The 23,268-nt window shown below is 62.3% G+C and carries 22 protein-coding genes; 7 read left to right on the forward strand and 15 right to left on the reverse strand.

Annotated elements, in window-relative coordinates:
* Window positions 1–191 precede the first annotated feature (191 nt).
* The 9 genes from msrQ to mrcB form a co-directional block, all read right to left on the reverse strand.
* A complete protein-coding gene (gene msrQ, locus DQ397_RS17575) occupies window positions 192–800 on the reverse strand; it encodes a protein-methionine-sulfoxide reductase heme-binding subunit MsrQ (protein WP_043215777.1) in 609 nt (202 codons plus the stop codon).
* On the reverse strand, window positions 800–1,813 hold the full coding sequence (gene msrP / locus DQ397_RS17580; protein WP_043215776.1) for a protein-methionine-sulfoxide reductase catalytic subunit MsrP: 1,014 nt from the start codon (window positions 1,811–1,813) through the stop codon (window positions 800–802). The genes msrQ and msrP overlap by 1 nt, the downstream gene beginning before the upstream one ends.
* 77 nt (window positions 1,814–1,890) lie before the next feature.
* Window positions 1,891–2,742 carry a CDP-diacylglycerol--serine O-phosphatidyltransferase gene (pssA, locus tag DQ397_RS17585; RefSeq protein WP_043215775.1) on the reverse strand — a complete coding sequence of 284 codons (852 nt, stop codon included), beginning with the start codon at window positions 2,740–2,742 and terminating at the stop codon, window positions 1,891–1,893.
* Window positions 2,743–2,895: 153 nt separating this feature from the next.
* Window positions 2,896–3,912: a ketol-acid reductoisomerase gene (ilvC, locus tag DQ397_RS17590; protein ID WP_043215774.1), complete on the reverse strand. Its 1,017-nt coding sequence runs from the start codon at window positions 3,910–3,912 to the stop codon at window positions 2,896–2,898.
* 58 nt (window positions 3,913–3,970) lie between these two features.
* Complete coding sequence (gene ilvN, locus DQ397_RS17595) at window positions 3,971–4,462, reverse strand: acetolactate synthase small subunit (RefSeq protein ID WP_003250040.1); 492 nt, start codon at window positions 4,460–4,462, stop codon at window positions 3,971–3,973.
* 1 nt (window position 4,463) lies between these two features.
* Window positions 4,464–6,188 (reverse strand): acetolactate synthase 3 large subunit, encoded by a 1,725-nt coding sequence (locus DQ397_RS17600; protein WP_043215778.1) that lies wholly within the window; start codon window positions 6,186–6,188, stop codon window positions 4,464–4,466.
* Between the two features lie 409 nt (window positions 6,189–6,597).
* On the reverse strand, window positions 6,598–6,930 hold the full coding sequence (locus DQ397_RS17605) for a YqcC family protein (protein WP_043215773.1): 333 nt from the start codon (window positions 6,928–6,930) through the stop codon (window positions 6,598–6,600).
* Window positions 6,927–7,703 (reverse strand): tetratricopeptide repeat protein, encoded by a 777-nt coding sequence (locus tag DQ397_RS17610; RefSeq protein ID WP_043215772.1) that lies wholly within the window; start codon window positions 7,701–7,703, stop codon window positions 6,927–6,929. The genes DQ397_RS17605 and DQ397_RS17610 overlap by 4 nt, the downstream gene beginning before the upstream one ends.
* A gap of 25 nt (window positions 7,704–7,728) precedes the next feature.
* Complete coding sequence (gene mrcB / locus DQ397_RS17615; RefSeq protein WP_148921592.1) at window positions 7,729–10,050, reverse strand: penicillin-binding protein 1B; 2,322 nt, start codon at window positions 10,048–10,050, stop codon at window positions 7,729–7,731.
* A gap of 153 nt (window positions 10,051–10,203) precedes the next feature.
* Between mrcB and DQ397_RS17620 the strand changes: the two genes are divergently transcribed.
* Complete coding sequence (locus DQ397_RS17620; RefSeq protein WP_043210032.1) at window positions 10,204–11,766, forward strand: bifunctional aminoglycoside phosphotransferase/ATP-binding protein; 1,563 nt, start codon at window positions 10,204–10,206, stop codon at window positions 11,764–11,766.
* Window positions 11,767–11,979: 213 nt separating this feature from the next.
* Window positions 11,980–12,258 (forward strand): TfoX/Sxy family protein, encoded by a 279-nt coding sequence (locus DQ397_RS17625; RefSeq protein WP_043210034.1) that lies wholly within the window; start codon window positions 11,980–11,982, stop codon window positions 12,256–12,258.
* Between the two features lie 185 nt (window positions 12,259–12,443).
* Here the strand turns inward: DQ397_RS17625 and DQ397_RS17630 are convergent, their stop codons facing one another.
* The 4 genes from DQ397_RS17630 to DQ397_RS17645 are packed head-to-tail and all read right to left on the reverse strand — an operon-like array spanning window position 12,444 to window position 16,020.
* The gene (locus DQ397_RS17630) at window positions 12,444–13,331 is read right to left on the reverse strand and encodes a ChaN family lipoprotein (protein WP_043210035.1); all 888 of its coding nucleotides are present in this window, start codon (window positions 13,329–13,331) and stop codon (window positions 12,444–12,446) included.
* A 12-nt stretch (window positions 13,332–13,343) separates the two neighbouring features.
* Window positions 13,344–14,111 (reverse strand): heme ABC transporter ATP-binding protein, encoded by a 768-nt coding sequence (locus DQ397_RS17635; protein ID WP_043210037.1) that lies wholly within the window; start codon window positions 14,109–14,111, stop codon window positions 13,344–13,346.
* Complete coding sequence (locus DQ397_RS17640) at window positions 14,111–15,094, reverse strand: iron ABC transporter permease (RefSeq protein ID WP_178113800.1); 984 nt, start codon at window positions 15,092–15,094, stop codon at window positions 14,111–14,113. The genes DQ397_RS17635 and DQ397_RS17640 overlap by 1 nt, the downstream gene beginning before the upstream one ends.
* A gap of 50 nt (window positions 15,095–15,144) precedes the next feature.
* The gene (locus DQ397_RS17645; protein ID WP_043210041.1) at window positions 15,145–16,020 is read right to left on the reverse strand and encodes a hemin ABC transporter substrate-binding protein; all 876 of its coding nucleotides are present in this window, start codon (window positions 16,018–16,020) and stop codon (window positions 15,145–15,147) included.
* Between the two features lie 152 nt (window positions 16,021–16,172).
* On the opposite strand from DQ397_RS17645, the gene DQ397_RS17650 reads away from it, so the two are divergent.
* A complete protein-coding gene (locus tag DQ397_RS17650) occupies window positions 16,173–16,490 on the forward strand; it encodes a Rieske (2Fe-2S) protein (protein WP_043210043.1) in 318 nt (105 codons plus the stop codon).
* Here DQ397_RS17650 and sfsA read toward each other — a convergent pair.
* Together sfsA and DQ397_RS17660 are read right to left on the reverse strand one after the other, a co-directional pair.
* The gene (gene sfsA / locus DQ397_RS17655; RefSeq protein ID WP_043210046.1) at window positions 16,480–17,193 is read right to left on the reverse strand and encodes a DNA/RNA nuclease SfsA; all 714 of its coding nucleotides are present in this window, start codon (window positions 17,191–17,193) and stop codon (window positions 16,480–16,482) included. The two genes, DQ397_RS17650 and sfsA, sit on opposite strands and share 11 nt — an antisense overlap.
* Window positions 17,193–18,365: a pyridoxal phosphate-dependent aminotransferase gene (locus tag DQ397_RS17660; protein WP_043210048.1), complete on the reverse strand. Its 1,173-nt coding sequence runs from the start codon at window positions 18,363–18,365 to the stop codon at window positions 17,193–17,195. Before DQ397_RS17660 ends, sfsA begins: the two co-directional genes overlap by 1 nt.
* Window positions 18,366–18,576: 211 nt before the next feature.
* Here DQ397_RS17660 and dksA point away from each other — a divergent pair, with 211 nt between their 5' ends.
* The 4 genes from dksA to DQ397_RS17680 all read left to right on the forward strand — a co-directional run bounded on the left by dksA (window position 18,577) and on the right by DQ397_RS17680 (window position 23,264).
* Window positions 18,577–19,023, forward strand: coding sequence for an RNA polymerase-binding protein DksA (gene dksA, locus DQ397_RS17665; protein WP_043210050.1), 447 nt, complete (start codon window positions 18,577–18,579; stop codon window positions 19,021–19,023).
* Window positions 19,024–19,086: 63 nt separating this feature from the next.
* Entirely contained in the window at window positions 19,087–19,974 is an 888-nt protein-coding gene (gene gluQRS, locus DQ397_RS17670; RefSeq protein ID WP_043210053.1) for a tRNA glutamyl-Q(34) synthetase GluQRS, read from the forward strand.
* A 154-nt stretch (window positions 19,975–20,128) separates the two neighbouring features.
* Window positions 20,129–20,305, forward strand: a complete 177-nt coding sequence (locus DQ397_RS17675; protein WP_003250005.1) for a hypothetical protein — start codon at window positions 20,129–20,131, stop codon at window positions 20,303–20,305.
* The gene (locus DQ397_RS17680; RefSeq protein WP_168166402.1) at window positions 20,289–23,264 is read left to right on the forward strand and encodes a sensor histidine kinase; all 2,976 of its coding nucleotides are present in this window, start codon (window positions 20,289–20,291) and stop codon (window positions 23,262–23,264) included. The genes DQ397_RS17675 and DQ397_RS17680 overlap by 17 nt, the downstream gene beginning before the upstream one ends.
* Window positions 23,265–23,268: the final 4 nt, after the last annotated feature.

Below are 23,268 nucleotides of genomic sequence, written 5' to 3' on the forward strand. Positions count from 1 at the left end.
ATCATACAGCGTTAAAACCTGCTGTCAACTGCCTTTTTCACCGCTGCCGATCAGAAGACCGAAGCCCTTCCAATACTACCTGAAGCGTTCAACCCGTTGATTATCAAGGAGTTTTGCGTTTCGACTGCGTCGGAAGTGGGGCGCATTATAAGGGGATTCGAAACCCCGTCAACAGTTATTTCAAGAAAGTTTCAAACCGCCCTGCCCCGCCCCAGCAAACGAGGGACACGACGCCACACCGGCGGAATACGCACAAACATCAATACTGCCCCGACGGCGGCGTATATCCCCCACTCTTGCAGATCTGAGCGAACGATCCAGAGGAAGTGCAGCAATCCCAACCCGAGAATCCCATAAGCCAACCGGTGCAACTTCTTCCATCGCGCCCCGAGCCTCCGCTGACTGTAACGATTCGACGTCGCCGCGAGCGCCAGCAGGCCAAGAAAGCCCAACACTCCCACAATGATGTAAGGCCGCTTGCGCAGCTCGACACCCAATTGCCCCCAGTCCAGCCCGAGGATGAACACAATATAGGAAGCCATGTGCAGGACGACGTAAGCGAAGCACCACAACCCCAGTTGCCGCCGCACGACTATCCAAGCGGGCCACCCTGTGAGTCTCTGCAACGGCGTCATGCTCAAGGTGACCAGCAAGAAGGTCAACGCGCCAAGACCCAGGCGATCTACCAAAATTTTGCCAGGGTCTGGTCCCAGCAGATTCATCGCCGCTTCATATAGCCACCAACCGGGAAACGCACACCCCACCAGGAAAATGGCCAGTCGAAACCAGGGATAACGCATCAGTAGTTCTTCCGCAGATCGAGCCCCGCATACAGCGACGCCACTTCATCGGCGTAGCCATTGAACATCAGGGTATCGCGCACATTGGGACTGAACAGCCCACTGGGCAAACGTCTTTCCCTGGCCTGGCTCCAGCGCGGGTGGTCGACCATCGGATTGACGTTGGCATAGAAACCATACTCCGTAGGCGCAAGACTCTCCCAGGTGGTGCTTGGCCGTTCCGCCACCAGGCTCATGCGCACGATGGACTTGATACTCTTGAACCCGTACTTCCATGGCACCACCAGGCGCAACGGCGCGCCGTTCTGATTGGCCAACTCCCGGCCATACATGCCTACCGCCAGAATCGCCAGGGGATGCATCGCCTCGTCCAGGCGCAGCCCCTCTACATAGGGCCAATCGATCAAGGCAAAGCCTGAGCGCTGCCCAGGCATGCTCTGCGGATCCTGCAGCGTCTCGAAGCGTACGTAGCGCGCCTTGGAGTTCGGCTCGACCTGCTTGAGCACCTGTGCCAATGGAAAGCCCAGCCAGGGGATGACCATCGACCAGGCCTCGACACAACGCAACCGATAGATGCGCTCTTCGAGCTGGTAGGGTTTGACGAAGTCTTCCAAGGCATAGCGACCGGGCTTGGCCACTTCACCATCGACCACCAGAGTCCAGGGCTCGGTCTTAAGCGCACCGGCATTGGCCGCTGGGTCCCCCTTGTCGGGGCCGAACTCATAGAAGTTGTTGTAATGGGTGGCGTCCTTGAACGGCGTAATCGCTTCGTCCTTGACCGTCACAGCCTGCCAGCGCGCGGCTGCCAGCTTGTCTGTGAACCAGGCAGGCGCGGCACCAGGCGCGACGTCGGCATAGCGCGACGCCTCGACAGCCGAACCAGCACGCGGCAACGCGCCAAGGGCCAGCCCTGCCAGGGAAGCCCCAAGCATTGAACGCCTGGAAAGATAGAGTCTTTCAGGGGTGATCTCCGACGCTTTGCAATCGGACGATCTGGGAGACTTGATAAGCATGACGGCTCCACAGCACAGGCAACGGATGTACCTGTAAGACTATGGAGCCGGAGGGTTATTCCAACATTAACGCTTTGTCAGCTTTTGCGGCGACGACCACGCAGCAGATACTGCACAGGGCCGGAAATCGCATAGCCGAGGAAGATCAGCAGCAGGATTCGGGGCGGGTCGCTGAACACCACCGCGAACACCAGCACCACAGCGAGAATGGCCACGAAGGGCACGCGCCCCTTGAGGTCCAGCTCCTTGAAGCTGTTGTACTTGATGTTGCTGACCATCAGCATGCCGGCAGCGGCCACCAACAAGGCGACCAGGAACGACAGCTTGGAGCCCTGGATGCCATAGTCACTGAAGGCCCATACGGTGCCAGCGACCACACCGGCGGCAGCCGGACTGGCCAGGCCGATGAAGTAGCGCTTGTCAGCCGTGCCGACCTGGGTATTGAAGCGCGCCAGACGCAATGCCGCACCAGCGACATAGATGAAGGCGACCATCCAGCCGACCTTGCCCATGTCGCCCAGCGCCCAGACGAACGCCAGCAAGGCAGGCGCAACGCCGAAGGCCGCCATGTCCGACAGCGAGTCGTACTCGGCACCGAAGGCGCTCTGGGTGTTGGTCATGCGCGCAACACGACCATCGAGGCTATCGAGGACCATGGCCACGAAGATGGCGATCGCGGCGAACGCGAAGTACTTGCTCGCTTCACGCGGGTCGCCGGCACTGAGGTAACCGTGCGCGCTGATGGAGCTGACGATGGAATAGAAACCGGCAAACAGGTTGGCGGTCGTGAACAGGTTGGGTAGCAGGTAAATGCCACGGTGACGGACCTTGCGCCCTTCGGCGTCATGCCCTTCTTCAATATGCTCATCGACAGGTAGCAGGCTTTCGGCGTCGGAGGGCTTATTCGGCTCTTCGGGACGTTCGCTCATGAAAAGTACCTTGCAACTGGGGTGGAAAATATTCGACACGGGCCTGCGAAACAGGTTCTGACGGCAAGCCACTGGTCGCTTTATACCAGAAGCAGGCCGCGTAAACGAAAAAACGCGGCCGAAGCCGCGTTTTTCATGTTACCGACGCAAGACTTAGTTCTTGGTCTTGTCGACGATCTTGTTGGCCGCGATCCAAGGCATCATGGAGCGCAGTTGCTCGCCGATGACTTCGATGCCGTGAGCGGCGTTGTTACGACGCTTGGCGGTCATCGATGGGTAGTTGGTGGCGCCTTCGGAGATGAACATCTTCGCGTACTCGCCGTCCTGGATGCGCTTCAGAGCGTTGCGCATGGCCTTGCGGGATTCTTCGTTGATGACTTCCGGACCGGTGACGTACTCACCGTATTCGGCGTTGTTGGAGATCGAGTAGTTCATGTTGGCGATACCGCCTTCGTACATGAGGTCAACGATCAGCTTCAGCTCGTGCAGGCACTCGAAGTAGGCCATTTCCGGCGCGTAGCCCGCTTCGACCAGGGTTTCGAAACCGGCCTTGACCAGCTCGACGGTACCGCCGCACAGAACGGCCTGCTCACCGAACAAGTCGGTTTCGGTTTCGTCCTTGAAGGTGGTTTCGATGATACCGGTACGGCCGCCGCCGACGCCCGAGGCGTACGACAGAGCAACGTTCTTGGCGTTGCCGGAGGCGTCCTGGTAGACGGCGATCAGGTCAGGGATGCCGCCGCCCTTGACGAACTCGGAGCGAACGGTGTGACCCGGAGCCTTCGGCGCGATCATGATCACGTCCAGGTCGGCACGCGGAACGACTTGGTTGTAGTGGATCGAGAAGCCATGGGAGAAGGCCAGGGTAGCGCCCTTCTTGATGTTCGGCTCGATTTCGTTCTTGTACAGGGCGCCTTGGAACTCGTCCGGGGTCAGGATCATGACCAGGTCGGCAGCGGCGACGGCAGTAGCAACGTCAGCGACTTTCAGGCCGTGGGCTTCTGCCTTGGCAACGGTGGCCGAACCTTTACGCAGACCGACGGTAACGTCCACACCGGAGTCCTTGAGGTTGCACGCCTGGGCGTGCCCCTGGGAGCCGTAACCGATGATGGCGACTTTCTTGCCCTGGATAATGGAAAGGTCGCAGTCTTTGTCGTAATAAACTTTCATGAAATACCCCTGTTATATCTCGGCTCCACGGAGCCATCACTGATTCTTGTATGCGTATTCAGATACTGAGCACTTTGTCGCCACGGGCAATGCCGGTAACGCCGCTGCGCACGGTTTCCAGGATCGACGCGGTGCCAATGGCCTGGATGAAGCTGTCCAGCTTATCGCTGGTACCGCTCAGTTGCACGGTGTACACGCTGGCGGTGACATCGACGATCTGGCCACGGAAGATATCCGTGGTGCGCTTGATCTCGGCGCGCTGGGCGCCGGTGGCCTTGACCTTGACCAGCATCAGCTCGCGCTCGATGTGAGCACTCTCCGACAGATCGACGAGCTTGACCACTTCGACCAGTTTGTTCAGGTTCTTGGTGATCTGTTCGATCACTTCGTCATGACCAACGGTCGTCAGGGTCAGGCGCGACAGAGTCGGGTCCTCGGTCGGCGCCACGGTCAGGCTTTCGATGTTGTAGTTACGCTGGGAGAACAGACCGACCACGCGAGACAAGGCACCGGGTTCGTTTTCCAACAGCAGGGAAATGATGTGCCGCATATCAGGTACGCTCCGTCTTGCTCAGCCACATGTCACGCATCGAGCCGTCCTTGATCTGCATCGGGTAGACGTGCTCGGTCCTGTCGACCGCGATGTCGATGAACACCAGGCGGTCCTTCATCGCGAAAGCCTCTTCCAGTTTTGGCTTGAGGTCCTTCAGGCTGGTGATGCGGATACCCACATGGCCATAGGCCTCAACCAGCTTGACGAAGTCAGGCAGCGACTCCACGTAGGAATGCGAGTGACGGCCGCTGTAGGCCATGTCCTGCCATTGACGAACCATGCCCAACACACCGTTGTTCAGGTTGACGATCTTCACCGGCAGGTCGTACTGCATGCAGGTGGACAGTTCCTGGATGTTCATCTGGATACTGCCTTCACCGGTCACGCAAGCCACGTCCTGGTCAGGGAAGTTGAGCTTGATGCCCATCGCCGCCGGGAAGCCGAAGCCCATGGTGCCCAGGCCGCCGGAGTTGACCCAACGATTTGGCTTGTTGAAACGGTAGTACTGCGCCGCGAACATCTGGTGCTGGCCGACATCGGAGGTGATGAAGGCATCGCCCTTGGTCACTTCGCACAGGGTTTCGATCACGGTCTGCGGCTTGATGACGCTGCCATCGCCCTTGTCGTAAGGGAACAGGCCGCGGTCACCTCGCCACTCGTCGATCTGCTTCCACCAGGCATCGAGTGCCGCCTTGTCAGGCTGCTCGCCGATCTCCTTGAGGATGGTGAGCATCTCGGTGAGCACACTTTCGACCGGGCCAACGATCGGCACGTCGGCCTTGATCATCTTGGAGATCGACGCCGGGTCGATGTCGATGTGAATGATCTTGGCGTTCGGGCAGAACTTGGCCGGGCCATTGACTACGCGGTCGTCGAAACGCGCACCGACAGCGAAGATCACGTCTGCATTGTGCATCGCCATGTTGGCGGTGTAGCTGCCGTGCATGCCCAGCATGCCGATGAACTGACGATCGGTGCCCGGGAAGCCACCCAGCCCCATCAGGGTATTGGTGACCGGCAGGTTCAACGACTTGGCAATCTCGGTAAGGGCTTCGGAGCCGCCGCCAAGAATGACCCCACCGCCGGAATAGACCACCGGACGCTTGGCTGCCAAGAGCATCTCGGCCGCTTTGCGGATCTGGCCGGAATGACCGCGGACAGCCGGGCTGTAGGAGCGCAGCTTGACCTTCTTGGGATAGACGTACTCGAACTTCTCGGCCGGGTTGGTCATATCTTTTGGAATGTCGACCACGACCGGGCCTGGACGGCCGGATTGCGCCAGGTAGAAGGCTTTTTTCAGGACTTCGGGAATCTCCGAGGCATGCTTGACCATGAAGCTGTGCTTCACGATCGGCCGGGAAATACCAATCATGTCGGTTTCCTGGAAGGCATCGGTACCAACCATGGTGCTAGGCACCTGACCGGACAGGATGACCATCGGGATCGAGTCCATATAGGCAGTGGCAATGCCGGTGATGGCATTGGTCGCGCCTGGGCCGGAAGTCACCAGCACCACGCCGGCCTTGCCGGTTGCACGGGCGTAACCGTCCGCCATATGGGTGGCAGCCTGTTCGTGACGAACCAGGATGTGGTTGATCTCCGGTTCCTTGAACAGGGCGTCGTAAACATGAAGGAGAGCACCGCCAGGGTACCCATAGATGTGCTTAACGCCTTCGTCACGCAAGAAGCGGACGACCATCTCAGCGCCAGATAAAAGCTCCACGTTGTTCACCTCTAAAACGCCAGAATACCGCCCTCAAATGGACGGGTCTTAATAGGTTTACTGCCAAGCAGAGCATGAGCGAACGTCAGCACTGACTGAGCAAGTATTGGGAGCGCCCCAGAGTGTTGCGGGGGGTTCCCACCCAGCGCGAGGTAACGCGTTGCGGGGTGTTACAAGTCGGCGCGGGTGTGCGCCTCATGATCTGCTTAGCGGGTCTGCTTCTGGCAGTCCCTCTACAGCGGAATCTGGATTCTTCTGATTCGTCGCGCGCAAGTCAAGAAAAATTATTGCCAATTTTTCCCCAGGATGAATTCCTGCCACCACGAAAAAGGTGGTCAGCAGCAGGAAAATAAAGATTTCCAAAAAAAAGGGCCACAATCTGCGGCCCTTATAGGAAAAAAAGAAGAAATCAGGCGGAAGGACTGATCAATTGGTCAAATGCTGCCAGCAGACGTCTAAGCTCGCGACTCTGCTCTGGGCGATCGACGAACACCGTTTCGGCCATGACCAGAATGCCAGAGGCATTGGGCAGCGGGTGACCGTGCTCGATGATGAGCTTCATACGCGGTAGGAAAATCCATTGCAGCCACTGCTCGAAGGTCATCACATCCACCGCGAACGGGACCACGCTGGCCAGTGCTTCGGCGCTGGGCACCTGTTCGCTCCACCAGCCCTGGACCTGCAATTCGCGCTCGATCAACAACAGATGATCGGCAATATCGAGGATGCGTTGCTCCATCACGAGGTAGTCCGCGCCTTCTGCCGCGCCAACGCCGCACCCTGGCTGTCCCCTTGCTTCTCACGGGCCTGGGCGATGGTGTTCCACAGCTCGGCCTGCAGGTCGGGACGCCCATTGGCGTAGGTCAACGCACGACGTGCCAGTTGCTCAGCCTGCGCCGAGTCGCCCTGGGCCAGGCGCACCTGGGCCAGACGGAACAGTACCTGCGGCTCGCGCGGAGCAATGCGCTGGGCACGCTCCAGGCTCGAGGCGGCGCCGTTGAAGTCACCACCGCCCTGTTGCTGCTGAGCGGTGGTCAGCAGCGCCAGCACCGGCCCATCGAGCTGCTCATCGGCCGACAGCCCGCCGGTGGCGTTGCTGCGCGGAATACCGGTCGGAGCGCTGGGCGTGCTGGACGCGCTGTTCATCGAGGCGATGTCGAACGGCTCGTCGGCAATCGGGTTGGGGTTGGTGGCGATCGGGCCGCTGCTCACAGGGCCAGGGGTGATTGGCCCAGTGCTGATTGGCGCAGCCCCCGTACCGGCCGGGAAGGCCTGGATGGGCGCTGCGCCAGCGCCTTGCGGGATCACCACGGTCACACCGGAATCCTCAGGCAGGGACTGCGCCTGGCTGGTGCCTCCGCTGGGCTGGCGGGCAACGTTACGGTTGCTCGCAATTCGCTCACTGTTCGATACCCGGGTGCTCGAGTCCACCACGGGGATATTGCCGCGAGGAACGCTGGAGCACCCCTGGAGCACGGCAATCGCCGTCAAGGCAGGAAACAACCACTTGTTCACTTCACACCCTCTTCAAAGCTAGCGCTCAATTCATCCATCCCTTGACCCAGTCCATGACGGACTCCACTGGGTCTTGCGGGCCACCACAGGCAGCGCCGGCAGGCGGTTCACTTCCACGAATATACGGCATCTGCACCGCCCCCGGACAGCTACCGTCCGACCCCTGGCCGCTGTACGGGTCGATCCAGGCTTGCACCACGTTGTCCGGTTGCGGCATGTCCAGCGGCAGCGGGTCGGCTTTCTTCATGAAGCTGGTCCATACCTGCAAGGCACCCGTGGCACCGGTGAACGGCGTCTTGCCGTTGTCGTCGCGGCCCAGCCAGACCACCGCCAGCAAATCCTGGCTAAAGCCGGAGAACCAGCTGTCGCGCGAATCGTTACTGGTACCGGTCTTACCTGCCAGGGTCAGCGAACGGGGTAGCACGTTGTAGACTGAACGGCCGGTACCCTCGCGCATCACCCGCTGCATGCCGTTCTGCACCAGATAGATGGCACCTGGATCGAAGGTCTGCTGGATCTGGAACGGGTAGCGCTTGAGCGGCTCGCCTTCGGCGGTGAGCACACTGCGGATACCACGCATCGGCGTGTTGAAACCGCCGTTGGCGATGGTCTGGTACATGGTCGACACCTGCATCGGCGACATGCCGCCCGCGCCCAGCAGCATGGACGGGAACGCCGGCCAGTCGACCTTCACGCCCAGCCTGCCAATGGTCTTGATCACGTTGGGCACGCCCACTTCCAGACCGATCTTGGCGGTGGACAGGTTGTAGGAGTTGGCCAGCCCTTGGTACAGGTAGATGGTGCCGTGGGGGCGACGATCGTAGTTTTGCGGACGCCAGACCTGGCCGTCAGCGCCTTTGACCGAGAACGGCTCGTCCTGCACCCAACTGGTCAAGGTGTACTTGCTGGGTTGTTCCAGGGCGGTCAGGTAGACCGCTGGCTTGACCAGCGAGCCGATCGGCCGTACGGCGTCGATGGCGCGGTTGAACCCGGCGAAGCCGGCCTGCCGGCTGCCGATCAGCGCCTGCACCTCACCGGTTTCCGGATTGGTCACTACCATCGCCGACTCGACCTCATCGGCACCCTTGCGCCCGGCCAGGCGCTTGAAGGTCTCGCTCATGGCCGTCTCGGCCTTCATCTGCAGGATCGGATCGAAGCTGGTGAAGATACGCAGGCCTTCTTCGGTCAAGTCTTCGTCGCGATAGTCCTGGCGTAGTTGGCGCTTGACCAGGTCGAGGAAAGCCGGGAAGGAACTGTCGGCCAGACTGCCGCGCTTGGTCACGCCCAGCGGCATCTTTTTCGCCGCTTCGGCCATCTCCTGGCTGACCACGCCCTGCTCGGCGAGCAGGTCGAGCACCAAATTGCGTCGGGTGAGCGCACGCTCGGGATAACGACGCGGGTTGTAATAGGACGGCCCTTTGACCATCCCCACCAGCAAGGCGATCTGGTGCAGCTTGAGCTCCTGCAGCGGCTGGCTGAAGAAGAACTGGCTGGCCAGGCCGAAGCCGTGCACCGCACGCTGCCCATCCTGGCCGACGAATACCTCGTTGAGGTACGCCTCGAGGATCTCGCGCTTGTCGTAGTGCAGCTCCAGCAGCATGGCCATCATGGCCTCGTTCAGCTTGCGGCTGAGGCTGCGCTCGTTGGTCAGGAAGAAGTTCTTCACCAACTGCTGGGTCAGGGTACTACCGCCCTGGCGCATGGCGCCTGCGGAGGTGTTGACCCACAAGGCACGGGCGATGGATTTGGGCGATACGCCATGGTGGCTGTAGAAGTCGCGGTCTTCAACGGCGACCAGGGTTTCCAGCAGATAAGGCGGAACCTGGTCGATCTTGATCAGGATCCGGTCTTCGAGATTCTTGGGATAGATGCCGCCAATCATCAGCGGTTCGAGTCGCACCACATCCAGCTTGCCACCATTGGCACCGGACAGCCCGGCGACATAATCGCCGGAGAAACGCACGCGCACGAACTGCGCAGGTTCCATGCCCTCGTAGAACTGAAAGCCTCGGGTATTGAGGTCGACCGTGTTGCCGTTGACCGAGGCCGCGCCCGGGCCGTTGGCGGCCGCTTCACGACGATAGCCCAGGGCATCGAGCTCTGTGAGGAAGTCGTTGCGGCTCAACTTCTGGCCGACGAACAGCTCCAGCGGACGGGCGTATACCTTGGCCGGGATGGTCCAACGCTTGCCGGAGAACTTCTCCTGGACGACAGCATCGAGATAAACCGCGAAGCCGGCGAGCACCACCAGGCCGACCAGGCTGAGCTTGAGCGCCCAGCCCAGCCAGGCGCGGGAGCGGCCGGTCGGGCGTTTCTTGGGGGTACGGGAGTTTCGGGTACGAGTCATGGCGGCGGATTATACGCACTTTGATAAAGGCTAGTGGCCTGCGGGACGAAACGGAAAGCTCGCGTTCATCCGCCAGGATTTCCAGCTGTTTGCAGGGACGGCACCATTGACCATAATGGCGCTTTCGAATTCCCTGCCCCAGAAGGATTGCCCGTGAGCCAAGCCCTGATCAGCGCGCTGCAGAACCCCGCCCTCTATGCCCACCCGGTGGACGGGTTCCAACTCATCGAGACGCATATCTCCTGGGTGCTGCTGACCGGCGAGTACGCCTACAAGATCAAGAAGCCGATGAACTTCGGCTTCCTGGATTTCACCGAGCTGGACCAACGCCGTCACTTCTGCAACGAAGAGCTACGCCTGAACCAGCGCCTTACCGAGGGCCTGTACCTGGAAGTGCTGCCGATCACAGGAACGGCCGATGCCCCGCAACTGGGCGGCGCCGGCGCACCGATCGAGTATGCCTTGAAGATGCGCCAGTTCCCTCAAGGCCAGATGCTCAGTACCTTGCAGGCCAATGGCGAACTCAATGCCAGCCACATCGACCAGATGGCCCGCCAGATCGCCGAATTCCACCTGCAGGCGCCCAAGGTATCGGTCGAGCATCCGTTAGGCACACCTGACAGTGTCATGGCACCGGTCGAGCAGAACTTCGAGCAGATCCGTCCGTTCCTCAGCGACAAGGCCGACCTGCAACAACTGGACAACCTACAGGCGTGGGCCCGCAGCAGCTTCGAGCGGCTTCACGGGTTGCTCGAGGCGCGCAAGGCCCAGGGGTTCATCCGCGAGTGCCATGGCGACATCCACCTGGGCAACGCCACGCTGATCGACGGCAAGGTGGTGATCTTCGACTGCATCGAATTCAACGAGCCGTTCCGCCTGACCGACGTCTATGCCGACACCGCTTTCCTGGCCATGGACCTCGAAGACCGCGGGCTGAAATGCCTGGCCCGTCGTTTCATCAGCCAATACCTGGAGCTGACCGGCGACTACGAAGGCCTGGAACTGCTCAACTTCTACAAGGCCTACCGCGCCCTGGTGCGCGCCAAGGTCGCACTGTTCAGCATGCCGGCCGATGCCGACGGCGTGCAGCGTGCCACCACCCTGCGCACCTACCGCAACTATGCCAACCTGGCCGAAAGCTACAGTGCCATTCCATCGCGGCTGCTGGCCATCACCCATGGCGTCTCGGCCGTGGGCAAGAGCCACGTGGCCATGCGTCTGGTCGAAGCCCTGGGCGCGATTCGTGTACGTTCGGATGTCGAGCGCAAGCGCCTGTTCGGCGAGCAACAGCAACAAAGCGCTGGCCAACTGCAGGCCGGCATCTATGACCAGGACGCCAGCCGCGCCACGTATCAGCGCCTGCATGAGCTGGCGGCGATCATCCTGCGTGCAGGCTTCCCGGTGGTGCTCGATGCCACCTACCTCAAGCTGGCCCAGCGCCAAGCCGCGGCCCAGGTTGCCAACGAAACGGGCGTTCCGTTCCTGATCCTCGATTGCCAGGCGCCCGACGCGGTCATCGCCAGCTGGCTGGCCCAGCGCCAGACCGAGGCTAACGACCCCTCCGATGCCACCCTGGAAGTGGTCAAGGCCCAACAGGCCTGCCGCGAACCGCTGAGCGCCGAAGAACTGCCCCACTGCAAGCGGGTGGACACACAGGAAAGCGCCAGCATGGACCAATTGATCGAGCAGATCCGCCAGCGTCTCCCAGGCATCTGAACGATTCATGAAGGGCTGCTCTTGCAGCCCTTTTTGCATGCCATCGCGACCGGGTAAAGCCACGCTCACAGATGCCAACGCCCGGTTTTCAGGGTGGCCCTCGTCGGGGGTCGATGGCAAAAGGCCGCGTAATTCCCAACCCCCGCTACACTCCTCTGAAACCTGCTCGCGATTTATCCCAAAGACCTCGTTCAGCCATCGCAAGGAGGCCCGATGAACGATGAATTGCAGCATCTGAGAAATCTTGGCAAGACCTCCGCGCAATGGCTTCATGCCGTCGGCATCCACAGTGCATCGGACTTGCGCCGCCTGGGCGCGGTAGGCGCCTACCAGGCTGTGAAGTCGCGGGGGTTCCGGGCATCGAAGGTATTGTTGTACTCCATCGAGGCGGCACTGCTGGACATGCACTGGAATGATTTGCCGGTCGAGCGTAAACAAGCGCTCGATGAACAGCTGGACGCCAAAAGCCCTGTGCAAAAAAAATCAAAATAGGCGGGATGGGGGGATTGACCTATAAATGAGAATCGTTATGATTATCACAACTGGTCGCGAGACTGGTTGGATAACCTGAAAAGTCCTTGGTTCGGACGCTCAGATTATCTCCTCATCAGGCTAATCACGGTTATTGACCCGGCACTTTGCCGGGTCTTTTTTTGCCTCGGATAAACAAAGGCCGATCAACGACGCAATCGGGCGCAGTAGTCCTGTTCAGGCAAGGCGGCCGTGTACCAGACGTAGTCGGCCATGCCCGGCTCGACTTTTTCGCCCACCTCCACCAGTAACAACACTTTGGATTCGCCCTCTGCGCCCAGATCAGCCAGGTGCAGTGGCACACCCAAGTCCTTGCGCGCATGGTAGCTGCCGGTCAGCAACAGGGCCGGTTGTGGCGCGCCAAGGACGCGTTCGGCGATGCGGCGGTCGCGTTGCTGCTGCACGGCAAGCATGGCCGGCAGCTGGTTTTCCGGCAGCAATCCACAGTGTCCGGCGCGCACCTGGTCTAGCAGCGCAGCCTTGACCGCAGGTGCATTCGAGCGCGGCCCCTGCAACACCGGGGTGTCCCGATAAGCCTGACGCAACTCCTCCGGCGAAAGATTGGCCGCCAGCAGCGCAATCTGCCGATGCAAAGCCTCCTGCACGATCGGCCCATACCATTGCCAGTCCCAGCCGTCCTGCCAGGCCAGGGCTTTGGGCAAATCCTCAGGCATGACCGCCTGCCCTTGCACGGCATCGATCAGCGGTTGCTGCGAAGGCTGCAGCATCTCCAGCAACAGACTGCCCTGGGGGCGACGGGCCTCCAAGGCTCGCAACAGCCACAGCTGCAACGCGTGGTGATCGGGATTGTCGTGCTTCTCTCCCACCAGCACCCGAGGCGCCGGGGCCAGGTACGCAACTAGCTGCTCTGGCGTGAGCTGCTCACCCGTCGCCAGGTCACGGATTTGCCCCAGTTGTGCGCTATCGCGTCCTTCGCCAGCCTGCCACGCCGGCAAGTCGGGCAGGCTGGCCTGGCAGCCGGACAACACCAAAGCCAGCAGGATCGATAGGCCGGACAGCACGGGATGGCGCATGGGCAAAGCCTCCTAGCGGGTGATGATCAACGGATGACCGAGCTCCGGGTGCGGCTGCACCAGCACATCGATTCCAAATACCGCCTTGAGCGCGTCAGGCGTCAACACCTGCTGCGGGGTGCCCAGCGCATGGCAGCGTCCCTGCTCCAGCAACAGGATCTGGTCACAGTAGCGCGCGGCGAGGTTGAGGTCGTGCAGAATCACCATCACCGCCGCGCCCTGGTCGGCAAAGCGCCGCACCGCTTGCAAGGTGGTGTGCTGGTGCAAGGGGTCCAGCATCGAAGTGGGCTCGTCCAGCAGCAGGGTGGCGCCCTCCTCCCCCGGCCACAGCTGCGCCAGCACCCGGGCCAGGTGAACCCGCTGGCGCTCGCCACCGGACAGCGCCAGGTAGCTGCGATCGACCAGGTGCAGGGCATCAGCCGCACCCAAGGCGGCGTGGACGATTTCCTGGTCGCGTTGCTGACCACTGGCGTGAGGCAGCCGGCCAAGCCCGACCACTTCTTCGACACCAAATGCAAACCCAAGGGTGGAAACCTGCGGCAGTACCGCCAGGCAACGAGCGCGTGCTTGGCCTGGCCAGTCCGCCAAGGTGCGACCACGCAAGCGCACCTGCCCCTGATTGGGAGCCAGCTCGCCGCACAGCACGCCCAACAGGCTACTTTTGCCGGCCCCATTGGGGCCCAGTACACCCAGGACCTGCCCAGGACGCACGTGCAAGTCGATCGCCTGCAGCACGTCCTGGGTTCCGCGCCGCAAACGTACCCCTTGGGCTTCCAGCATCAGCTTCGCCCTCGTATCAACAAGAACAAGAAGAACGGCGCGCCGAGGAACGCAGTAACGATGCCAATCGGCAGCTCCGCCGGTGCCAGCGCCAGCCGGGCCACCAAGTCGGCGAACAAGAGCAAGGCGCCCCCTGCGAGCAACGAGGCAGGCAGCAGCACCCGGTGGTCGGGGCCTGCCAGCAAGCGCATCAAGTGCGGCACTACCAAGCCGATGAAACCGATCAACCCCGCAGCCGCCACCGCAGCCCCCACGCCCAGGGCAGTACAGAACACCAGCTCACGCTTGAGCGACTCCACATCGATGCCCAGGTGCCGGGCCTCGGACTCGCCCAGCAACAGGGCATTGAGCGCCTGGGCGCGGCGTGGCAGCCACAGCGCAACCGCTGCTGTCACCAGCAGCAAGGGCCACAGGCGCTCGTAGCTGGCACCGTTGAGGCTGCCCAGGTTCCAGAAGGTCAAGGTGCGCAGCGTTGCGTCATCGGCCAGGTAGGTTAACAAGCCGACCGCCGAACCGGCCAATGCAGTCAGGGCGATGCCTGCGAGCAGCATGGTGGCGACGCTGGTTTGCCCGTCGCGCCGGCCCAGGCGATACACCAGCGCGGTCACACCGAGGCCGCCCACGAAGGCACAGCCCGACAACAGGTAAGGCGAGAACCACTCTGGGATCCCGCCCAGCCAGCTACCACCGACAATCGCCACCGCCGCCCCCAGCGCTGCTCCACTGGCCACCCCGACCAGCCCAGGATCTGCCAGAGGGTTGCGGAACAGCCCCTGCATCGTCACGCCGGACAACGCCAGCACCGCGCCCACCGCCAGCCCCAGGAGGGTACGAGGCAAGCGGATCTGCCCAAGGATCATCTCGGCTTGTTCCAGCCCCTCGGCGTGAACCGGCACACCCAGCAGTCGCAGGCCCGCACGCAGGGTATCGAACAGCGGGAGGCTGACCGGCCCAAGCGCCAGCGACAACCAAACGGCCAACAGGCACGACAGCGTCAGACAGACAAACAGCGCGCGGGACTGAACGCGGCCTCTCATTGGGCCTTGGCCACCGGATAGAAGGCCTCGGCCAGTGCGGTCAAGGTGGCCGGCAAGCGCGGGCCAAGACCACCGACGAGCAAGGTCGGGTCCAGCGCTACCAGGCGCCTCTCTCGGACTGCCCGGGACGTGGCCAGCGCGGGGTTTTCCTTGAGCAACGCCTGCAGCGCCTGCTCGCCCTCGAGACTGCGATCGGAGAGCACCAGCACATCTGGATCCAGCGCTGCCAGAGCCTCGACCGAGAAGTTCTTGTAACCCGGATGCTCGGCCAGGTTACGGGCACCGGCCTGGCGTAGCAGCCAGTCCCCCGATGTGCCCAGGCCTGCGATCAGGGGCTTGGCACCTGCATGCCCGACCAGCAGCAGAACCCCTGGCGCCTTCTGGCTGGCCTGGGCCTGCTTGACCCTGGCTTGCAGCGCATCGAGTTGCCGGTGGTAACCGGCGGTCAGCTCGGCGGCTTTCTGTTCGGCCCCCAGCAAACTGCCTAGGCGTTGGAGGTTATCGTCCACGGCGTCCAACTCGGCCTTGCTGGAGAACAACTCCACCCGCACCCCGGCCTTGCGCACTTGCGCCAGCACCGGCGGCGGCCCCATCTCCTCGGTGCCGACCAAGACATCCGGGCGCAGGCTGAGAATCCCTTCGGCGGACAATTGCCGTTGGTAGCCGATGCTAGGCAGCGATTTGAGCGACTCAGGGTGCTGACTGGTGGTATCGACCCCCACCAGTTGCCGCTCCCCCCCCAGGGCGCTGATCCATTCACTCAAGGCGCCACCCGCACTGACCCAGCGCTGGGGTAGCTCGGCGGCCAATGCCTGGGTGGCAAGTACAAGACTTGCACACAGGACGATCAGGGCAGCGGGACGACGCATCATCGTTTTCCTTTACAGAAGGCGGGCCGCGCGCCTTGTAGCGGGCGACGGAACTGCGCACCATAGGCAGCCTGGCGCAGCGACTGCGAGCAATTTGATAATTGTTCGCATTGAGGCGTCAAGCCATCCCTTTGTCACATGAGCTGTCTGCTTCAATGCATTTCCTTTGCGCATCCCTCGATCTCGCCGAAGGCCACAGCCGCGCATTCAGCGTAGCGGGCGAGCAAGTTTTCGGCGTACGGCGTCAGGGCCAGGTTTACCTTTATCGCAACCGCTGCCCCCACAAGGGCATTCCATTGAATTGGGAGGCGGATGCTTTTCTCGATCAGAGCGCCAGCCTGATCCACTGCGCCCATCACGGCGCGTTGTTCCTGATCGAAAGCGGCGAATGCGTGGCCGGCCCCTGCGAGGGCGAACAGTTGCAGGCCCTGGCCTGCCTTGAAGACAGCCAGGGCATCTGGCTCAAGACGTGAGCAGCACCGGCAATGGCCTGTCGATGACGATCTGCTCGGCGTCCAGGCGCGTGCCGTAGGCCAGCACCTCCACGCCATCGGCCACTGCAGTGCGCAGGGCCTGGGCATAAGCCGCGTCGATTTCCTCGGCCGGACGCACCGCCTCGACACCGGTCAGGTTCACGCAATACAACTGCACCGCACGGATTCCCTGGCGCGCCAAGGCTGCGAGCTCGCGCAGGTGCTTGGCGCCGCGCTGGGTCACCGCGTCGGGAAAAGCTGCGACCGGCGTGTCCGGGTAGCCCAGGGTCACACTCTTGACCTCCACATAAGCCGGCCCCTCGGCGAACTCCAGACGAAAGTCCACCCGGCTGCCTTCCTCGCCATACGCCACTTCGCGCTTGAGCGCCGTGAACCCGGCCAGTTCGGTGATACGTCCGGCGCGCAGCGCTTCCTCCACCAAGGCATTGGCCCGCCCCGTGTTGACACAGGCCAGGCGCCCCTGGGGCGTCTCGCTGATCTCCCAGGTGCCGGGCAACTTGCGTTTGGGGTCGTTGGAGCGGCTGAACCAAACCTGCCCGCCCTCGCGCATGCAATTGAGCATCGAGCCGGTGTTGGGGCAGTGGATGGTCAGTTGCTCACCGCTGGCCAACTCGATGTCGGCCAGGAACCGTTTGTAGCGGCGCAACAAGCGCGCCTGTTCGAGTGCAGGGAAGAACAACATCAGCCTTGCCAGCTCCTCAGGCCACGTGCGATGCGTTGCACGGCTTCCTCAAGACGCGGCAGGCTCTGGGTGTAGGCGAACCGCACATGATGACCGGCCTGGTGACGACCGAAGTCCAGGCCCGGCGTGAAGGCCAGGTGCTCGGTTTCCAGGAAGTGCTGGCAGAAAGCGAAGGCATCGCCACCGAAGGCACTGATATCGGCATACAGATAGAAAGCGCCCTGCGGCTCCACGGCGATGCCGAAGCCCAGCTCGCGCAGCGCCGGCAGCAGAAAGTCCCGGCGGCGGGCGAACTCGGCACGACGTTCTTCCAGAATGGCCAGGGTCTGAGGTTCGAAGCAGGCCAGCGCGGCATGCTGGGCCATGCTCGGCGCACTGATGTAGAGGTTCTGCGCCAGCTTTTCGAGGTCCTTCACCGCGCTGGGCGGTGCGACCAGCCAGCCGAGGCGCCAACCGGTCATGCCGAAATACTTGGAAAAACTATTCAAGACGAACGCCTGGTCGTCCACCTCCAGCACGCTCGGTGCGTCCATGCCATAGGTGAGGCCATGATAGATTTCGTCCACCACCAGATGCCCGTGGCGCTCGCGGGTAGCCTTGGAGAGGCTGGCCAACTCGTCACGCTCGAGCACTGTACCCGTGGGGTTGGCAGGCGAGGCCACCAAGGCACCGACAGTGTCTTTGTCCCAGTAGCGGTCGACCAGGTCGGCCGTCAGTTGATAATTGACGTCCGGCCCTACCGGTACCAGTTGCGCCCCACCTTCGACCAGACGCAGGAAGTGGCGGTTGCACGGGTAGCCGGGGTCGGCCAGCAGCCAGTGCTTGCCCGGATCGACCAACAGACTGCTGGCCAGCAGCAACGCACCGGAGCCGCCCGGGGTGATGAGGATCCGTTCAGGGTCGACGCTCACCCCGTAGCGCTGGTCGTAGAAACCTGCAATCGCCTCGCGCAGGGCGGGCAGGCCGCGGGCCGCGGTGTAGCGGGTGTGGCCCGAGGCCAAGGCCGCCTGGCCAGCCGCCACGATGGGCGTGGCGGTGGTGAAGTCCGGCTCGCCGATCTCCAGGTGGATGACATCATGGCCAGCCGCCTGCAGCTCATTGGCGCGCGCCAGCAACGCCATGACGTGGAAGGGTTCGATAGCGCGACTGCGTGCACTGTAGGGCTGAGCCATGGGCCTTCTCTCAATTGGGTCTAAACTGGTGATTCTACCCCTGCGAGGCATCGAACGTGCGGCTCGCACCGCTGTCAACTCCTAGGATCGGGCGGGGTAGCGCACCCCCGATCTATCTGGTAAGTTCGGCGGCTCGCAGTCGCAGGGCCGGCGGGTGCCGGAGATGGAGCAGCCTGCGCATTGGATCAGATGAGTGAGAGGCGGTCTATTCATGTCCACCGTAGAAAAGCAAAAAGCCGGTCAAACCATGTACGGTGTCGAACCCTATAAGGAAACGCCGGGCGAAGAGTACATGGGTGAACCCATGCGCAAGCATTTCACCAAACTCCTCAGTGCCTGGAAGCAAGAGCTGATGACCAGTGTGGATCGGACTGTAGACCACATGAAGGATGAAGCAGCCAACTTCCCGGACCCTGCCGACCGTGCCAGCCAGGAAGAGGAATTCGCCCTCGAACTGCGCAACCGGGATCGTGAACGCAAGCTGATCAAGAAGATCGACAAGACCCTGCAATCGATCCAGGACGAAGAGTACGGCTGGTGCGAAGCCTGCGGCGTCGAGATCGGCCTGCGTCGCCTGGAAGCGCGCCCAACCGCCGACCTGTGCTTCGACTGCAAGGAACTGGCGGAGAAGAAGGAAAAGCAGGTCGGCAAGGCCTGACCTGATTCCCACCTGAACGGGGCGCTCGATGCGCCCCGTTTCATTTATATAGCCTGCAAACCCATGAACGACTCCAGCTACATCGGGCGCTTCGCCCCCACCCCCAGCGGCTTTCTGCACTTCGGATCGCTCGTCGCGGCGCTCGCTTCCTGGCTCGATGCCCGCGCGGTGGGCGGACGCTGGTTGTTGCGCATGGAGGACACCGACCCGCCTCGGGAAATGCCCGGTGCACGGGATGCCATCCTGCAAACCCTGGAGCGTTACGGCCTGGAGTGGGACGGCGAGGTCGTCCACCAAAGCCAGCGCCACGAAGCCTATGCCAAGGTGGTCGAGCGTCTGATGCGCATGGGCCTGGCCTATGCCTGCACGTGCTCGCGCAAACAACTGGAGGGTTATGGCGGGGTGTATCCGGGGTTGTGCCGAAACGCCGGACATGCCCGCGAAGGCGCGGCGATCCGCCTGCGGGTGCCGGAGTTGATCTACCGCTTCACCGATCGCGTCCAGGGGGCTTTCGAGCAACACCTGGGACGTGAGGTGGGCGATTTCGTCATCCAGCGCCGGGACGGGCTCTACGCCTACCAACTGGCCGTGGTGCTGGACGATGCCTGGCAAGGCGTCACCGATATCGTTCGGGGCGCCGATCTCCTGGACAACACACCTCGCCAGCTCTACCTGCAGGAATTGCTGGGCTTCTCCCAGCCACGCTACCTGCACATCCCGCTGATCACTCAGCCGGACGGCCACAAGCTGGGTAAATCCTATCGCTCGCCACCATTGGCGGCCGATCAAGCTACGCCCCTGTTGTTGCGCGCCTTGCGGGCCCTGGGCCAGGCCACAGAGCCTGGCATGGAGCGCGCCAGCCCCGCCGAGGTGCTGACGGTCGCACGGCAGCAGTGGCGCCCCGAGGCGATCGCCCACAAATTGACGGTGCCGGAGGCTGATCTGCGCTGATCGAGCGTTCGCGCAGGCCCGTTGTAACAAGCGCGGTGCAAAAACCCAATAAATTCAAATTGTTGCCGAGCGAGGATGAATCCCGCTAGCATCGTCCCAGCCATTTGCGCCAATAATAAGTCCAAGCCCGCAGCGCCCAACCTTCGAGGCCAGCATGTACATCTATCGTTTGGTCCTGCTTCTGGTCGTGGGGATCTACCTGTTTTCCCCGGCCATCATGGACTGGTGGATCGAGCCGACCGGTGCCTGGTACCGACCCTACCTGCTCTGGCTGATCCTCATCGTCGTCACCTTCATTTTGCAGAGCCAACGAGATGCCGATGAGCTTTAGCCTGACCCAGATGATCCTGATCAGCGCCGCTTACCTGCTGGTGCTGTTCGGTGTGGCCTGGATCAGCGAGCGTGGGCTGATCCCGCGTTCGATCATCCGCCACCCGCTGACCTACACCCTGTCCTTGGGCGTCTATGCCAGTGCCTGGGCCTTCTATGGCTCGGTGGGCCTGGCCTATCAGTACGGCTATGGCTTCCTGGCCTGTTACCTAGGGGTATCCGGGGCCTTCCTGCTGGCGCCGGTGCTGCTCTATCCCATTCTAAAGATCACCCGCACCTACCAGCTCTCGTCGCTGGCCGACTTGCTGGCGTTTCGCTTTCGCAGCACGTGGGCCGGCGCGCTCACCACCATCTTCATGTTGATCGGTGTGCTGCCCCTGCTGGCCCTGCAGATCCAGGCGGTGGCCGACTCGATCAGCATCCTCACCGGCGAGCCGGTCAAGGCTCGGGTAGCCTTCGCATTCTGCGTGTTGATCATCCTGTTCACGATCTTCTTCGGCTCGCGCCACATCGCCACGCGTGAAAAACACGAAGGCCTGGTGTTCGCCATCGCCTTCGAATCGGTGATCAAGCTGCTGGCCCTGGGCGGTATCGGTCTGTATGCGCTGTATGGCGTATTCGGCGGTCCGCACCAGCTGGAGGTCTGGCTGCTGCAGAACCAGACTGCGCTGGCCGCACTGCACACGCCGCTGCAGGAAGGTCCGTGGCGAACCCTGCTGCTGGTGTTCTTCGCCTCGGCCATCGTCATGCCGCACATGTACCACATGGCCTTCACCGAAAACCTCAACCCGCGCTCGCTGGTCAGCGCCAGCTGGGGCCTGCCGCTGTTCCTGCTGCTGATGAGCCTGGCCGTGCCGCTGGTGCTCTGGGCCGGCCTGCGCCTGGGCGCGAGCACCAATCCAGAGTACTTCACCCTGGGCCTGGGCATCGCCGCCGATAACCCAGCGCTGGCCCTGCTCGCCTATGTCGGTGGCCTCTCTGCCGCCAGCGGGCTGATCATCGTCACCACCCTGGCCCTCTCGGGGATGGCCCTCAACCACTTGGTGCTGCCGCTCTATCAGCCACCGGCCGAGGGCAACATCTACCGCTGGCTGAAGTGGACCCGGCGCGCCCTGATCGTCGCCATCATCGCGGCAGGCTTCGTCTTCTACCTGACCCAGAACAATCACCAGAGCCTGGCCAACCTGGGCATCGTCGCTTTCGTCGCCACCTTGCAGTTCCTGCCGGGCGTGCTTTCGGTGCTGTACTGGCCGACTGCCAACCGCCGCGGCTTCATCGCCGGCCTGATGGCGGGCATCGCGGTGTGGATGGTGACCATGCTGCTGCCGCTGCTGGGCAATCTGCAGGGCTTCTATATCCCGCTGCTGGACATGATCTACGTGCTGGACGACACCAGCTGGCACATGGCAGCCATCGGCTCGTTGGCCGCCAACGTCCTGCTGTTCACCCTGATCTCGCTGTTCACCAATGCCAGCAGCGAAGAAGTCAGCGCTGCCGAGGCCTGCGCCGTGGACAACGTGCGCCGGCCACAACGGCGTGAGCTACATGCCGCCTCGCCCCAGGAGTTCGCCACCCAATTGGCCAAGCCCCTGGGCGCGAAGGCCGCGCAGAAGGAAGTCGAGCAGGCCCTGCGTGACCTCTACCTGCCCTTCGACGAACGCCGCCCCTATGCCTTGCGCCGCCTGCGCGACCGCATCGAGGCCAACCTGTCGGGACTGATGGGGCCGAGCGTGGCCCAGGACATGGTCGAGACCTTCCTGCCCTACAAATCGGGCAACGAGAACTACGTCACCGAAGACATCCACTTCATCGAAAGCCGCCTGGAAGACTACCACTCGCGCCTGACCGGCCTCGCCGCCGAGCTCGATGCCCTGCGCCGCTACCACCGCCAGACGCTGCAGGAGCTGCCCATGGGCGTGTGCTCTTTGGCCAAGGACCAAGAGATCCTGATGTGGAACAAAGCCATGGAAGAGCTGACCGGTGTGGCTGCCATGCATGTGGTCGGCTCGCGTCTGGTCACTGTCAGCGAGCCTTGGCGCGGGCTGTTGCAGAACTTCATCAACATCCCCGACGAACACCTGCACAAGCAGCGCCTGGCCCTGGACGGACAGACCCGCTGGCTCAACCTGCACAAGGCGGCCATCGCCGAGCCCTTGGCACCGGGCAACAGCGGCCTGGTGCTGCTGGTCGAGGATCTGACCGAAACCCAGGCCCTGGAAGACAAACTGGTGCATTCAGAGCGCCTGGCGAGCATCGGTCGCCTGGCTGCGGGCGTGGCCCATGAGATCGGCAACCCTATCACCGGCATCGCCTGCCTTGCGCAGAACCTGCGCGAAGAGCGTGAAGGCGATGGCGAGATCATCGAACTCTCCAGCCAGATCATCGAACAGACCAAACGCGTTTCGCGCATCGTCCAGTCGCTGATGAGCTTCGCCCATGCAGGTGGCAGCCACCAGAACAGCGAGGAGCCGGTGTGCCTGGCCGAAGTCGCGCAAGATGCCATTGGTCTGCTGGCGTTGAACCGGCGCAATTTCGAAGTACAGTTCTTCAACCTCTGCGACCCGGATCACTGGGCCGAGGGTGATCCCCAGCGCCTGGCCCAGGTGCTGATCAACCTGCTTTCCAACGCCCGCGACGCATCCCCGCCCGGCAGCGCCGTGCGTGTGCGCAGCGCTGTGTGTGAGCACACTGTCGACCTGATCGTCGAGGACGAAGGCAGCGGAATCCCGAAAAACATCATGGACCGGCTGTTCGAGCCCTTCTTCACCACCAAGGACCCTGGCGAAGGCACTGGACTGGGGCTTGCTCTGGTCTATTCCATCGTGGAAGAGCATTATGGGCAAATCACCATCGACAGCCCGGCCGATATCGAACGCCAACGTGGTACCCGGATCCGCGTGACCCTGCCAAGGCATGTCGTAGCGACGTCCCCTGAAATTCGAGACCGTCGAGAGAATTGAATCA

The sequence above is a fragment of the Pseudomonas sp. CK-NBRI-02 genome, from assembly GCF_008124495.1.
Classification (GTDB): domain Bacteria; phylum Pseudomonadota; class Gammaproteobacteria; order Pseudomonadales; family Pseudomonadaceae; genus Aquipseudomonas; species Aquipseudomonas guariconensis.